We start from the raw sequence: 14,060 nt of genomic DNA, 5'->3' as shown, positions 1-14,060 counted from the left end.
ATGGATATCCATTTATTAAATGCGCTAGGCATAACTAACTGCGCGCTGTTTAAGTGCAATTCTGAGAACGATATCACGTGTTTAACACCGGAACTTCCATGGTTAAATAATGTTGTTGCGCTTGACGATAACAACAAACTGCAAAAAAAACACATCTCATCTATTTTTTTAGACGATTTCTTTTTCGACGCCGATGAGGTATGGAAAGGAGAAACGTCATTCACCCTATCTTCCGGTTTTTGGACCGAACAAAACGAAAATCAGCTTTTGCGTCTTGAAGCCTTGGCGATCAATGGCGGAGCCGGCTCCCGCTATCTAGTGGTTAAAAACGTTGAAGAGCAGTTTGATGAAAAACAGCAGACGCTCCAAGCAGCTCGTGAATTACTGTTACGCCACCATGAAATTGTAGGGCAGCATGAATACATTAGGCATAAATTAAATAATGTACTGCGCAAAAACACCCGTCTTCAAAAGCTAGTACCGCCTATACAACAAGCTATTCATAATTTAGAAACAGGCGTAGTTATTTTAGATAATGAAGGTGCCTTGATACTTGATAACAAAGCTTCACATAGGCTTTTACTTTGCAATAGCACAACGCCAAGCTCTATTCGCATCGGTGAGTTGATTAAAGACATTGACGCGCCGTCTACTTTTTTACCGACTTTGGTACAGAGGAAAGCCCCCTGGCAAGGCGAAATATACTGGCAGCCAATAGACGATTACAAAGTTTGGCTTCAGGTAACTATCCATCCTGTAATGCATGCAGATGAACTTACTCACTGGGTTTACTTATTTACTGACATTACGCATATACACAATAAAGAAGAAGGTGTGCTTACCGCCAGTGGTATGGATTCACTAACGAAAGTTGCCAACCGCAATTCGTTTACCAGCACGGTAAGGCGGCTGATACAGGAAGATACCCCTTTTAAGTTGTTTATCATTGATATTTGCGGTTTCAAAAAAATTAATGAGATGCTGAGCTACCAATCTGGGGATGAGATTTTAAAGTCATTTGCTTTACGGCTACAAACCTTCGTTGGTAACAGCGGATTCATTGCAAGAATCGGCAGTAACGAGTTTGCCCTCGTAAAACGAATAGATACTTTTAAAGATGTAAGCACTACCGAGTATGCTAGACAGCTTGTAACTAAGCTAACTCAGCCCTACACCGTACTTAACGGCAACGAGCCCAACTTAGGTGTTAATATTGGTGAGGCGAGTTTTCCACAGGACAGCTTTTCATCAGAAACGCTGTTGCAATGTTCAGATATTGCACTTCAAGCCGCTAAATATCAGGGAAGGAACATCGCCCTCGCTTACAGCGAGGAACTTCACGAGCAGCATCGTGCCATTAATGAGCTTGAAACGAAGCTTCGCGGTGCCATAAAAAATAGCGAGCTAAAACTCTTCTTACAGCCCATCGTCGCTCTCTCTTCTGGTAAAGTCGTAAAGTGTGAAGCGCTCGCTAGGTGGATAACGCCTGAAGGTAAGTTTATCTCGCCAGAAGTATTTATTCCGTTGGCAGAAAAAAGTGAACTCATTTTCCCCTTTGGCGAATGGCTAATTAATGAAGCCTGTAATGCTATTGAAGCGTTACAGGCAGCTAATCTAAACATTAGATTGGCAATTAATATATCAGGTCGCCAAGTATCAGATTTAACTCTGCTAAATCAAATTAAAAGCGCACTGGAAGAACACCAACTACAAGGTTCGAACTTGTCTATCGAATTAACTGAGAGCGTATTCGTTGATAGCCTAGACACAGTATCTGTTTTGCTTAATGAGCTTAGAGCTATGGGAATTACTGTATCGATTGACGATTTCGGCACGGGTTTTAGCTCACTCGTATATCTGAAAAAACTGCCCATTGATGAGCTTAAGATTGACCGTTCTTTTGTGAGTGAACTAGAGAAAAACACCGACGATCAAGCTATCGTTCAGGCTATCCTTGGGCTTGCAAATAATCTGAATATCAAAATCATTGCAGAAGGCATTGAAACGCCACAGCAACAGCTGTTTCTAAAAAATCATCAATGCGCTTACGGTCAAGGGTATTTATATCAACGACCCGTTGCGATTGATGAATTCATCTCGCTTGCGCAAAAGTTAAAGTAATTACAGTCTTTTAGGCAATAATGATACAGAAAGCCGGAACATGTTCCGGCTTTTTAATGTACTTTTGAGTTTAAATGAGCACGCTTAGATTAAGCCCATATGTCCCGCATGGAACTCTAAATGCTCTTCAATAAACGATGCGATGAAGAAATAACTGTGATCGTAACCTTCGTGCATATTAAGCGTAAGTTGCGTATCGGATTGTTGTGCAGCATGAACCAAAGACTGAGGCTTTAGCTGTTCGTGCAAGAACTCATCTTTTGTACCCTGCTCAACCAACAAAGGCACACTATGGGTTTTGCTTGCTAACAGCAAAGATGCATCGTAGTCCTTCCACGCTGCCTTGTCATCACCTAGGTATCCGCCTAGTGCTTTTTCACCCCATGGACAATCTGACGGATTCGAAATAGGACTAAACGCTGATACCGAAACGAATTTGTTTGGGTTACGCATGCCGATGACTAACGCACCGTGTCCGCCCATAGAATGTCCGCTAATTGCCCGCTCTTTAGTTACAGGAAATTCGCTTTCGATAAGCGCTGGCAGTTCATCAACAATATAGCTATACATGTTGTAGTGTTTGTCCCACGGAGCTTGCGTTGCATCTACATAGAAGCCCGCTCCTAAACCGAAATCGTAAGACCCTTCTTCATCATCCGGCACTCCTTCTCCACGAGGCGAAGTATCAGGTGCAACAATGGCCATACCCAATTCTGCTGCAAGCTTCATTGCCCCCGCTTTTTGCATAAAGTTTTGATCGGTGCAGGTTAATCCAGATAGCCAATATAATACCGGCACCGGCTTTTCTTTAGAGGCAAATGGGGGTAAAAAAATTGCGAAAGTCATATCGCACTGTGTGGTTTCAGCTTTGTGGGTGTAGCGCAAATGCTGGCCCCCAAATGCTTTATTTTCGCCAATAAGCTCCATTTCAGCTCCTTAAATTCGTAAAATTGCACCTTTATTGTGGAATCAGTAAAGGCTCTATCGGATTTTAGATCAAGTTCGTTTACACTAAGCGCCTAATTTTTGAGGTAAGTACAATGGTAAAAGCCCTGTTGCATCATATTGTTGGCACTATTTCGGTTATCTGCTATTTCCTGAATACAGTTTTGTGGTCAACGCCTATATTCATCTTAGCGATATTTAAGTTAATTCCTATAGCCCCGTGGCGACGCTTCATCTCTTATTTGCTCGATGCCTGCGCTACCGCATGGATTGGTGTAAACAACCTTAATCAGCGCATCAGCGGCCGAACCAAATGGCAGGTAAACGGACTAGAAAAACTCACCCGAGATGATTGGTATCTCGTCGTTGCTAACCATCAATCTTGGGTCGATATCCTTGTTCTTCAACGTGTATTCAACCGAAAAATCCCTTTTTTGAAGTTTTTCCTTAAAAAAGAACTAATTTATGTGCCAATTCTTGGGTTGGCATGGTGGGCGCTCGACTTCCCATTTATGCAGCGGTATTCAAAGTCTTTCTTGGCTAAAAACCCGCATCTCAAGGGAAAGGACATGGAAACTACACGTAAAGCGTGCGAGAAGTTTCGCAACAAGCCCGTTAGTATTATGAACTTTGTAGAAGGCACCCGCTTTACGCAGGGAAAACACGATAGGCAGAACTCGCCTTTTCAGCACCTTCTTAAGCCCAAAGCAGGCGGAATTGCCTTTGTATTATCGGCCATGGGTGACCAGCTACATAAATTGATAGATGTCACAATAGACTACCCTAACGGTGTTCCTTCTTTTTGGGACTTCGTGAGTGGAAAAGTGCGCGACATCCGCGTAAATATAAAGGTTATGCCTATTAAAGACATTATGGAAAATGGCGTATTTAACGATAGTTACTTTGATGATCCGCAAGTTCGCGCCCGTTTTCAAACATGGCTGAATGAACAATGGCACGCCAAAGATCAGCTTTTAGATTCACTTAACGCAACTCAGAAACCATTATGATCCGTGTAGTACTCGCGCCTTTTATTTTTGTTTTGCACACCACGCTGCAAATTCTCAATCTCGCTCTATGGGGCGGACTAATTATTCTACTTGGCTTGGTAAAGCTGCTTTTGCCAAATGGAAGAATTAGAACTGCCTGGAACAAGGTTATGCATGCCCTAATGTTTAGCTTTGGGCGTATTAGTGTGCTGTTAATCAGGCTATTTAATAAGGTTGATATTGAGTGTTCGGTTCATGGTGAGCTTTCAAAAAACAGTTGGTATCTAATTATCGCTAATCATCTGAGTTATTTAGATATTATTCTGCTTATTGAATTTGCCACACACCGCATTCCCGCGCCTAAGTTCTTTCTTAAGAAAGAGCTCATCTGGTTACCCTTTGTTGGATTAGGCGCTTGGGCGCTTGATATGCCCTTTATGCATAGATACACCCGCGCATATTTGGAAAAAAATCCGGACAAGAAAGGCAAGGACTTAGAAACCACTAAAGCGTATTGTGAAAAGTTTAGAACGGTTCCTACTACCGTCATCAACTTTGTGGAAGGAACGCGTTTTACAACCCAAAAGCACTTGTCTAAGCAAAGCCCTTACGAAAACCTACTGCCACCAAAAGCGGGCGGGGTTTCTTTCACGCTTTCAGCTATGGGTGAGCTATTCACTAACGTGCTAGATATCTCGTTACTTTACCCAGAAAATAAACGTCATCCCATGATGGCAATGCTAAGCGGTCAGATGACAAAAATCGTTATTGACGTAAACGTTACCCCAGTGCCAGAGCTACAACAAGAATCAGAACGCACTGAGTCTGAGTTTCGTCTTTATTTCCAAAACTGGTTAAATGGTCTGTGGGAAAATAAAGACAACCGTATAAAGAAACTGTTGGAGTCGTAAATAATGGAAGTCAGTGCTTCAGTACGCGATCATTTCATTCATTTGGTTAAAGACGTTTTTCCTAATTTAACCACTGAAGATCCGCTTTATAATTTGCTTGCTCTAGGCTCTATACTATTCGTAGCAATCCTAATCTACGTGATTGCGCGCCTGCTAGTGCGCCCTCAAATTGCTAACTGGGTATATAAGTCGAATAATAAGTGGGATAACGCGCTACAAGAACACGGCTTCTTTAGGCGTTTGATGCACCTTTTTCCGGCGCTCTTTATTTACGTTACCACCCCCGTTCTCATTGACGCTGAAGCTGTCATACACGGAATGATGATTAAGAGTGCCCAGCTGTACATGCTGTATAGTGGGCTATTGGCTTTGTATGCCATGCTAAGCACGGTAGAAGATGTCTACAATGCTTCAGCCCTATCTCGGCGCGCTCCTATTACAGGCTTCATTCAAGTAACGAAACTTGCCTTCGCTATTATTACCATACTGCTTAGTATTTCTTTAATTGTAGACAGAAGCCCGCTGCTTATTGTGTCTGGCTTAACAGCCATTGCTGCTGTGCTGCTATTAATATTCAGAGACACCATTTTAGGCTTTGTTGCCGGTATTCAAATTGCCGCCAACCGCATGTTTAATACGGGCGATTGGATTGCCATGCCTAAGTATGAAGTAGATGGTGAAATACTCGAAATAGGCCTTACTAACGTTAAGGTACAAAACTGGGACAAGACCATCTCTACACTGCCGACCTATAGCCTAACCACAGAAGCAGTAAAGAACTGGCGCGGTATGCAGGAGTCTGGTGGACGCAGAATTAAGCGTGCCATTTATATTGATGTGCACTCGATCAAACTCTGTGACAACGATATGCTAGAGCGATTTTCCAAAATTCGTTATATCAACGAATATATCGACAAGAAGAAAAATGAGCTCCGGGCTTATCACAGAGATTATTCGATTGATGAATCGGACCTGTTAAACAATCGTCGCCTTACTAACATTGGCACTTTTAGGGCCTATTTAGAAGCTTACCTACGTAAGCACCCAGACATTAACCAAGAACTAACCCTCATGGTTAGGCAGTTACCGCCTAATGAGCTTGGTTTGCCTTTAGAAATTTACTGCTTTAGTGTTCAAAAAGAGTGGGTCAAATACGAAAAAGTTCAGGCAGATATTTTTGACCATGTCATGGCTATGCTAGACCTGTTCGACTTACGCGCTTATCAACGTGATGGGCATTTATCCTTGCTTGCCCATCGTGAACATAGCGTGTTTAACAGCACTGGTGGAAACGAAGCCCTACAGGAGTCTGCTGCTCATCACCGTATTGATGACAAAAGTGCTAAGGCGCCAAGAGAAGCTCAGGACAAAAACGAACACGACCGCAAAGACAACGACTAGTAGAACTGATATCACTATTGTTTAAAGGCGAAAAAAAACCGGCTGTAATAGCCGGTTTTTTCATAATGCTTATCGCTTAAGCCAATGCGTAGGCCATCAGTAAGCAAAGTACTAAACCAGTAACGCCAAAAAAACCGTACTCGATTTTTTCCTGCATACCTTCAGCACCTGCTTTAGCAGTCATAAAGCCCATAACGATGCTGCTTAGCCCTAGCGTAAAGGCAATTAGCGCAACACCAAACATAATTGCATTAATCCAATCAGCCATTGTGATAACCCCTTAAAAATATTGGCGGTATTATGCACCAATAAATAAGATTTAACCATGCTTGGATTGGCTTAAATCTATCGCTATTGGTATTAATTGATCTTAGTCAAATCTACTAATTAGTTAGCAATTTCACTAAATAGTGAATTGGAAATTGCTCTAAAAAAACGCACACATAACCTAACCAACTGAAAAATATAAATTTTAAATCTTGGCAAGGCCATTGCTCTACTAAAGATATACCAGCAAATAACGCTAGTGTTTATTTGATAGTGACTCTACAACCCGTCGTAGCTCTTAGAACAAGGTTGATGTGTTACACCTAAATTAAGGAATGAACAATGTCTAACAAACTATTACTTTCAGTTGCTGTTACCAGTGCTTTGATAAGCGGCCACGCATTCGCGCATGACACAAGTTTTCAGAACAACAGCTGCGACATGGAGCTTGATGGCCATATTCAGTATTACCAAGGCGACCTCACGGTTCAGATGGACAATGGTTCGGTAATGACAATTGATGCTCAACACAATATGACCATCAACGGTGAGTCAATTTCGCTAAATAGCGAACAACAGCATTGGGTAAGTGAATACTACAACAACATTGATATTGCTATTCCTATGACCCTTACTATTGCCAGTGAAGGCCTACAAATTGCCAATGTAGCAGTAACTGAAGTGTTTACTGAACTGTTGGGCGGCGATCAAATGGGTGATGATTTCAATGAATTGTTCAACTCACTAGAGACCAAACTAAACACCTCATTTTATGATGACGCGGGTAATATCCGCGTAGATTCTACGAAATTTGACGAGCCAGGTTGGTTTGACGAAAGCTGGGAGCAAGAGTTTGAAACACAAATTGAATCTTTGATCAGTGAATCTATGGGCAGAATTCTTATCGCGGTTGGCACACAGATGCTGTGGGAAGGGGGTGATATGTCTGAGTTTGAACAAAAGATGGAGCGCTGGGGTGAAGATTTAGAATATCGCTTAGAAAGCCAAGCCGCTTCGCTGGAAGAAAAAGGCGATGCTTTGTGTAAAGTGCTGAAGAAAGCCGACTATGCCGAAGGTCAAATGCAGGCATCTATATCAGGGCTTGATGACTTGAACCTGCTGGATATTGACCCCAACGACCATCATGGTCACAACGAGCACAATGACGAAATGAAAATGTAGTCGAATAATTTAGCGAACTATCCCCGCTACAACAAACTACTTACCTTTCTGTTTCACTTATTTTGAAAACCGACTGAAAAACCAGTCGGTTTTTAGTTTTTATAGCGGTCGCTATCTAACTTTTGAATATTTCACCTCTTTCAGATTTCTGCTTTTTCAGTTAATGATAGGCGTATTAACGACATCCGCCCCCCGATTGATGTACTCTTAAACCCTAAACAAAGGGGAATTTAATCGATGACTCAGAATGTAGTAATTAGTGGCTATGGCTGGTTAGCCGGCTATGTAGGCAACGCACTGTCAGGTAAGGTCAATATTATTGGTACCACGCGAAGCCAACAGAAACGCCAGGCGTTAAAAGAACAAGGTATCACCGCAATTAAATATGCACTAGGCGATGATACATCTGTATTATGTAGCTACTTGCAAGACGCGACTTTATTGTTGAATATTCCCCCTGGTAGAAGAAACACCAACCTCGAATCATTTACTGAAAATATGCTGCGACTTATTGATGCTGCACTAAGCGCAGGCGTCGCGCACATTGTTTTTATCAGTACCACGTCAGTTTATGGCGATGCCACGAACGAAGTAGTTACCGAAGTTAGCACTACACAGCCGCAAACAGCTTCGGCCAAGGCACACGTTACTATTGAAGACTATTTGTTGTCTAAACGAGGTCAGGTTGATATCAGTATTATTCGTCTAGCCGGTTTAGTAGGTCCAGACCGTCATCCCGCTCGTTCGTTAAGTGGAAGACACTTGGATGCAGGAAATAAACGAATTAACCTTGTCCATGTGCACGACATTGTGTCTGTGTTAACCTCAATTATTTGCGACAAGCCACTAAACGACGTTATACACCTTTGCAGCTTATCTCACCCTAAACGCGGTATTTATTATGTAGATGCAGCTAACACTCTGGGTATAGACGCACCACACTTTTCTGATACAGAAGCTCAGCCTGGCGGCAAGGTCATCGACGCTACGCAAAGCTGGGAAAGGCTTAACATTACGCCAGAGTATGGCGACCCTTATCGCATGTTTTAAGGCTTATGCTTGTATGTTTACTTAGCTCGCTAAGACGGTTGTAGATTCATTGAGGTGTATTCGCCAATAAGTTATCAAAAAGCCATGAATTAAGAGCTAATCGCTAAAAGAAACAAAAACGGCAAGCCTCTGGCTTGCCGCTTTTTTATCCGAATTTACTGCTAGCACACAGCAAATACACTAGTTTTGTATGGGGAACATACTTAACCGAACAGGCTTACACCAAAGTATTTTACCGCCACCGTGTTTACAAAAATCACAAGTAGAATTAGCGGAATAAACGTCTTCAATGAAACATCCACATACTTTTCAAACCAGCTGCCTTTATAGCCACTACTGCCTTCTTCCAAAGAAGCATTAAAATTAGCACTCTTCCAGCGATAAATAACGAACAAGCAGATTAGCAGGCCGTTTAACGGCAAAATAGTGTCGTAAAATACATCGTAAATTACGTCAAACAGCGATTTATCGGCACCGGCGTAGTGCATAAATGACGTCAGCATATCAACTTTACCAAACGACAATGCACTTAGAATTGCCAGCACAATCATAATGCTACCTAAAGAGCCTAGCGCCCATTTACGGCTTACGCCTTTTTCATCCATAAGCGCCGCAACAGGTACTTCAAAGATAGACACTAGAGACGTTATTGCTGCAAAGAACACGAGTAGGAAAAACAGGCTCGCGACAATCGAAGCCCCCATATAGCCAATGGAGTCTTGTAGTGCCAGGAAGATACTAGGCAGATAAGTAAAAATCATACCTACAGACGATTCACTTAACTCATCAGGATTAATGTCTGGGTTGAAAGAGAATATGGCAGGAAGAATCATTAAACCTGCGGTAAAAGCCACAGCAGTATCGGTTAATGCAACAAGCTTTGCAGCGCTTGGTACATCCGCACGTTTATCGATGTAACTACCGTAGGTAATAAGAATACCCATACCCAGCGACAGTGAGAAAAAGGCTTGTGATAGTGCGCCGTTCACTACTTCTGCTGTAATTTTTGAAAATTCAGGAACAATATAAAACTCTACGCCTGCCATTGCGTTTTCGCGAGTTAGTACAAAGATAACAAGGCCGATAAGCATCACGAAAAGTGCTGGCATAAGCAGCTTCGCCGCTTTTTCTATCCCCTCTTTTACACCACCTTGAAGGATAAGGTAAACCACACCAACAACAGCAGCCATGTAGACGAAAATAGACTCTGAATTAATAAACACCCCAAAGGTATCGGGGTTTGCTAGTTTGTCTAAGTTCCCGCTAACTGCTTCAAATAAATAGCCAAAAAGCCATACAGTAATAACCATGTAGAAAACGGCAATCATAAACGGCGTGGCAATCGCGAGCCAGCCTGCAAGTTTCCACTTCTTTTCGTTACCACTGATAGCGCTGTATGCGCCTAACGGGTCTTTTTTAGCATGGCGACCTACCGACATCTCTGCCAACATAACCGGTAAACAAATGGCAAAAACGAAAATAGCGTACATTAAAAGGAATGCACCACCGCCGTTTTTAGCTGCACCGACTGGGAACCCCACCAAATTACCAATGCCCACTGCAGAGCCTGCAGCAGCCAATATAAAACCTATGCGCGATCCGAACTGTTCTCTGGCCCCGCTCATATCCCTTCCTCTTGTTGAGTTATTGTTATAGCAGTTCGCTTATTACGCCTTGCGACATTCAAATTAGCCTTGTATACAACAATCACTTTTTGAAATCACAATTTGTACTTGTTGTTCGTTCTTGATTCTCGTCGGAATCAAGCCGAGCGAACTGGTATTATTTATTATTAGGATGGCGTTTGTTGTAATGACTCACATGTGGCGTCAACGCGTTGTATTGCTACCTCTATGGGCGTATCAATACGCTGCACCATTCCCAAAATAACATGGTAACAGCAGTGAAATAAAAAGTCTTGATGTTGGACTTGCAGAAATGAGGTTAGACCGTATCACCAAGTTACCACTTCACCATTCCAGTCGATAAAATGGCAAGTCTGGTCCCGATTGAGCGCTGAAAGGTGGTGAATAAGTTGCTTTGCAGTGAACTCTGGCGTAAAGAGTTTTTTAGCCGCTACATTTTTTTGAAATGGCTTCGACAGCCCGGTATCAATGGTACCTGGGTGGTAACATACCAGCATGACATCCTTTAATCTGCGCTTGTATTCTACCGATGCTGTTTTGACAAACATATTGAGCGCGGCTTTCGAGGCACGGTAGCCATACCATCCGCCAAGCCCGTTGTCTGATATGCTCCCTACTCTCGCGCTTAGGCAAACAAGGGTTGAGCCTTCTTTACTCATAACCTTGACTAAATGCTTAAGCCATATAGCGGGAATAATGCTGTTTGTCGCAAAATACGCAGTCAAGGCTTCCTCGCTGACATCTTCTAAGCGCTTTTCGGGTTGAATACCTTCGCTTTCGTTATGCAAAAAACCGGTGGTTATAACTACTGTACCCAACACAACGCCTTGCTCAGCGAGTTGCTTTACAAAGCCGCTGATGTGCTTATCATCCTGTTCAGCAATTTGATGATAGGAGACGTTCTCAGAATTGTTACTTTCAGCTGCAGCTGCACGACTTACAGCAAACACTTTTGCGCCCGCACTGCGATATTGCTCTATAAGTGCAGACGCTATGCCACCAGATGCGCCCACTATAAGTACGTTATTTTCCATTCGGCTCTCCTGGTACGCAGCGGTCGCACTGACGTTTTTTTCCCGTTAAAAGGTAAGAAATGGTATATCTATGTTTTGCGAATACATTGTAGAAAGCATCAGCGGCATAACGGATAACAGGCCAGCGAAGCGGAGCATAAATCCAGCCCATACCTACTGCTTTCCATGCTTCATGGGTAACATCAAGCCCAGTAATTAGGGTGCCATCATCGCGAAGCCCGTGAATCCTTGCATTAAGCGAATGCCAATCCATGTCCGGATAACGACTTGCAAAATCAGTGGCCTGAATATCGACCAAGGTGAGTTTGTTATGCTTGTCTCTTTTGCGTAAATGACGCATTTCGGCTATACACAATGGGCAATAACCATCATAAAAAATAATCACTTCTACCTACCTCTGCCACATAAGACGCTTATCGCTTAAAAGGCGATTTTGCCCATGCAAACATGAAAAAATAAACATTAGGTCGCGTTTGCCACGCGCTGACCGCGCTCTTGTTGTAACCAGTTTAAAACCGTTTTGAGCCGTCGCACGTTATTCTTATTTAATATTCGTTTATACGATAAAAAAACACGCTTGGATGACTTGTGTTGTGCCCTACCCGCACCCACACTACAAGCAAAGATTATGAGAGGTTTTATTATGGCAAATTTACAAGTAGCCACTTTAGCAGGCGGATGCTTTTGGTGTATCGAGTCTGCGTTTAACACTGTCGAAGGTGTAGAAAAAGCAATTTCTGGCTATGCTGGAGGTGAAAAAGCCGATCCAACCTATGAAGAGGTATGTACGGGAAACACTGGTCATGCAGAAGTGGTCCAGGTAACGTTTGATGCCGACAACATCAGCTACCGTGAAATTCTAGAGATATTCTTCGCGCTACATGATCCTACTCAGCTAAACAGACAGGGTAATGATGTGGGTACACAGTATCGCAGCGCAATCTTCTATCATGACGACGCACAAAAAGCGGAAGCTGAAAAAATTATTGCACAAATCACAGAAGAAGAAATCTGGCCTGACCCGGTAGTCACTGAAGTAGTAGCCTTGAATAACTACTATGACGCCGAAGACTATCATCAGGATTATTTCAAAAATAATCCGCAGAACCAGTATTGCTCTATGGTGGTTGCACCTAAGCTTGCAAAATTCAAAAAGACTTTTGCTTCTCGCCTTCGCAGCGATGCATAGGTAAAGTCAGCTTTTTTAGCGACGTTTACAGGTTGGCTAGAAACGAAAGGGTTGCTTGGTAGTAACCCTTTTTCGGTTTTAATAACATCGTAAGTAGATAGACGCTAATCAAACCAAGCGTCATTGATTTCTATAGGAAATAGCAAGGGCGCTAAATCTTCATAACGCGTCTTATGCGCCTCACATTTCGCGTTTTTCATGTAATTCTTTTCCCACGGATCGTTAATGATCCATAGCGTACTATCAATTGTGACTAACCCTTCCATCGACGAGTTATCCATTGTGTACTGTTCGCAACTCTGATCACTGGCAACATCAAAAATAATGGGAATGCGCTTTGTCGGTTTGCTACCAGTGGTATCAATTACCCATAATTCATTGTCGTTTCTTGCCGCGCCAAATAAATATGATGCGCCCGTTGAGTGCGTATATAGAGCCAAGCCATTTATAGGGTGATTACCCGAGGTAAACGAAGGAAGCTGAAGGTCTGGTTCACTTACAGTTGCAAAATCGCTCGATGAGAAAAAATTTTCATCAACAGATAATGTAAAGATCCTTGGCTGCCCCGCTTTGTCTTTTTCTAATGCCAAATACAAAGTCCCGTCTTCCGCCATAGTCAGGCCTTCAATACCATCGTTAGGAAAGTTACCTACTTCGAACTCTTTCGGAAACTGGAGCGGACGCACATCTGACATTTCAACGTCACCATTTTCCTTGCGGGTTAATTTAACCAATAGGCTTGGGTAGTCTGTAGAGCCTGTATCTTCGTACTTGGTTTCACAACGAGGGCTCAAGGCTCCAGTACGGGTTGCATCCTCTGTGACGGTGTAAATGACATTAGCATCTCTAGGGTCTACCGCTAACGCTTCTAAATCTGGTTGTTCGCTCAAGTAGCTATAGAAGCAGCTTCGACGCACGTTCCTCGAGAATGAAAAGCGCTTACTGGAAGCGTTTAGTGTTGCCGTTTCTGGTGAAATGCTATGTAACTTCAACTGCTGCGTAACATCCGCACTTGCATCAGCAATGGTAACTAGCTGTCCGTCTAGCACGACTAGCCCGGATGTTTGGGGGTCAAACATAACTTTTCCAGATTCATCAAGGATCCACTTCCCTACTGTTGTTTCTGTCAAATCGGTAGGTTCTGGACTGATAATGACATCTTTGGGCTCGCTGCATGCGGTGACCAGCATGGCGGTTAAAACGGTGGCGGATAAATACTTAAGCATAATATGAAGTCCTCTCTCGACTCGGCGTATCGAGAGCAAAAGCTAAAACTGAAAAAATTGTAAGGGAGTATATCGAGCATACCGTTTACGCACAAAAAA

13 protein-coding genes are annotated in these 14,060 nt (G+C 42.9%); 7 read left to right on the top strand and 6 right to left on the bottom strand.

Features of this window, described 5'->3' with window-relative positions; all coding sequences use genetic code 11:
* The gene (locus ACXAGK_RS19280) at positions 1–2,121 is read left to right on the top strand and encodes a putative bifunctional diguanylate cyclase/phosphodiesterase (protein WP_474857464.1); all 2,121 of its coding nucleotides are present in this window, start codon (positions 1–3) and stop codon (positions 2,119–2,121) included.
* Positions 2,122–2,205: 84 nt separating this feature from the next.
* Here the strand turns inward: ACXAGK_RS19280 and fghA are convergent, their stop codons facing one another.
* Positions 2,206–3,048, bottom strand: coding sequence for an S-formylglutathione hydrolase (fghA, locus tag ACXAGK_RS19275; RefSeq protein WP_474857463.1), 843 nt, complete (start codon positions 3,046–3,048; stop codon positions 2,206–2,208).
* Between the two features lie 113 nt (positions 3,049–3,161).
* On the opposite strand from fghA, the gene ACXAGK_RS19270 reads away from it, so the two are divergent.
* Genes ACXAGK_RS19270 through ACXAGK_RS19260 form a run of 3 tightly spaced genes read left to right on the top strand, consistent with a single transcriptional unit; the run spans position 3,162 to position 6,367 of the window.
* Complete coding sequence (locus tag ACXAGK_RS19270; protein WP_474804820.1) at positions 3,162–4,076, top strand: acyltransferase; 915 nt, start codon at positions 3,162–3,164, stop codon at positions 4,074–4,076.
* Positions 4,073–4,966 carry an acyltransferase gene (locus ACXAGK_RS19265; protein ID WP_179984595.1) on the top strand — a complete coding sequence of 298 codons (894 nt, stop codon included), beginning with the start codon at positions 4,073–4,075 and terminating at the stop codon, positions 4,964–4,966. Before ACXAGK_RS19270 ends, ACXAGK_RS19265 begins: the two co-directional genes overlap by 4 nt.
* A 3-nt stretch (positions 4,967–4,969) precedes the next feature.
* Positions 4,970–6,367: a mechanosensitive ion channel family protein gene (locus tag ACXAGK_RS19260; RefSeq protein ID WP_474857462.1), complete on the top strand. Its 1,398-nt coding sequence runs from the start codon at positions 4,970–4,972 to the stop codon at positions 6,365–6,367.
* A 76-nt stretch (positions 6,368–6,443) separates the two neighbouring features.
* Here the strand turns inward: ACXAGK_RS19260 and ACXAGK_RS19255 are convergent, their stop codons facing one another.
* Positions 6,444–6,635 carry a hypothetical protein gene (locus ACXAGK_RS19255; RefSeq protein WP_014950735.1) on the bottom strand — a complete coding sequence of 64 codons (192 nt, stop codon included), beginning with the start codon at positions 6,633–6,635 and terminating at the stop codon, positions 6,444–6,446.
* A gap of 341 nt (positions 6,636–6,976) precedes the next feature.
* Here ACXAGK_RS19255 and ACXAGK_RS19250 point away from each other — a divergent pair, with 341 nt between their 5' ends.
* Both ACXAGK_RS19250 and ACXAGK_RS19245 read left to right on the top strand, forming a co-directional pair.
* Entirely contained in the window at positions 6,977–7,816 is an 840-nt protein-coding gene (locus tag ACXAGK_RS19250) for a DUF2884 family protein (RefSeq protein ID WP_474804810.1), read from the top strand.
* Positions 7,817–8,053: 237 nt separating this feature from the next.
* Entirely contained in the window at positions 8,054–8,866 is an 813-nt protein-coding gene (locus ACXAGK_RS19245) for an NAD-dependent epimerase/dehydratase family protein (RefSeq protein ID WP_474857461.1), read from the top strand.
* A gap of 203 nt (positions 8,867–9,069) precedes the next feature.
* On the opposite strand, the gene ACXAGK_RS19240 is transcribed toward ACXAGK_RS19245, so the two are convergent.
* From ACXAGK_RS19240 to ACXAGK_RS19230, 3 genes are all read right to left on the bottom strand, one after another.
* Positions 9,070–10,491 (bottom strand): sodium-dependent transporter, encoded by a 1,422-nt coding sequence (locus ACXAGK_RS19240; protein ID WP_474857460.1) that lies wholly within the window; start codon positions 10,489–10,491, stop codon positions 9,070–9,072.
* A gap of 329 nt (positions 10,492–10,820) precedes the next feature.
* Complete coding sequence (locus ACXAGK_RS19235; RefSeq protein ID WP_474857459.1) at positions 10,821–11,546, bottom strand: SDR family NAD(P)-dependent oxidoreductase; 726 nt, start codon at positions 11,544–11,546, stop codon at positions 10,821–10,823.
* On the bottom strand, positions 11,536–11,931 hold the full coding sequence (locus ACXAGK_RS19230; RefSeq protein ID WP_474857458.1) for a thiol-disulfide oxidoreductase DCC family protein: 396 nt from the start codon (positions 11,929–11,931) through the stop codon (positions 11,536–11,538). The genes ACXAGK_RS19235 and ACXAGK_RS19230 overlap by 11 nt, the downstream gene beginning before the upstream one ends.
* Positions 11,932–12,189: 258 nt before the next feature.
* On the opposite strand from ACXAGK_RS19230, the gene msrA reads away from it, so the two are divergent.
* Positions 12,190–12,735, top strand: coding sequence for a peptide-methionine (S)-S-oxide reductase MsrA (gene msrA / locus ACXAGK_RS19225; protein ID WP_474857457.1), 546 nt, complete (start codon positions 12,190–12,192; stop codon positions 12,733–12,735).
* A 104-nt stretch (positions 12,736–12,839) separates the two neighbouring features.
* On the opposite strand, the gene ACXAGK_RS19220 is transcribed toward msrA, so the two are convergent.
* Positions 12,840–13,961: a hypothetical protein gene (locus tag ACXAGK_RS19220; protein ID WP_474857456.1), complete on the bottom strand. Its 1,122-nt coding sequence runs from the start codon at positions 13,959–13,961 to the stop codon at positions 12,840–12,842.
* Positions 13,962–14,060 lie beyond the last annotated feature (99 nt).

The sequence above is a fragment of the Alteromonas sp. ABM1_013 genome, assembly GCF_056160505.1.
Note: the sequence above shows the minus strand (reverse complement) of the source record. Positions and strands in the feature narration are given on the sequence as shown.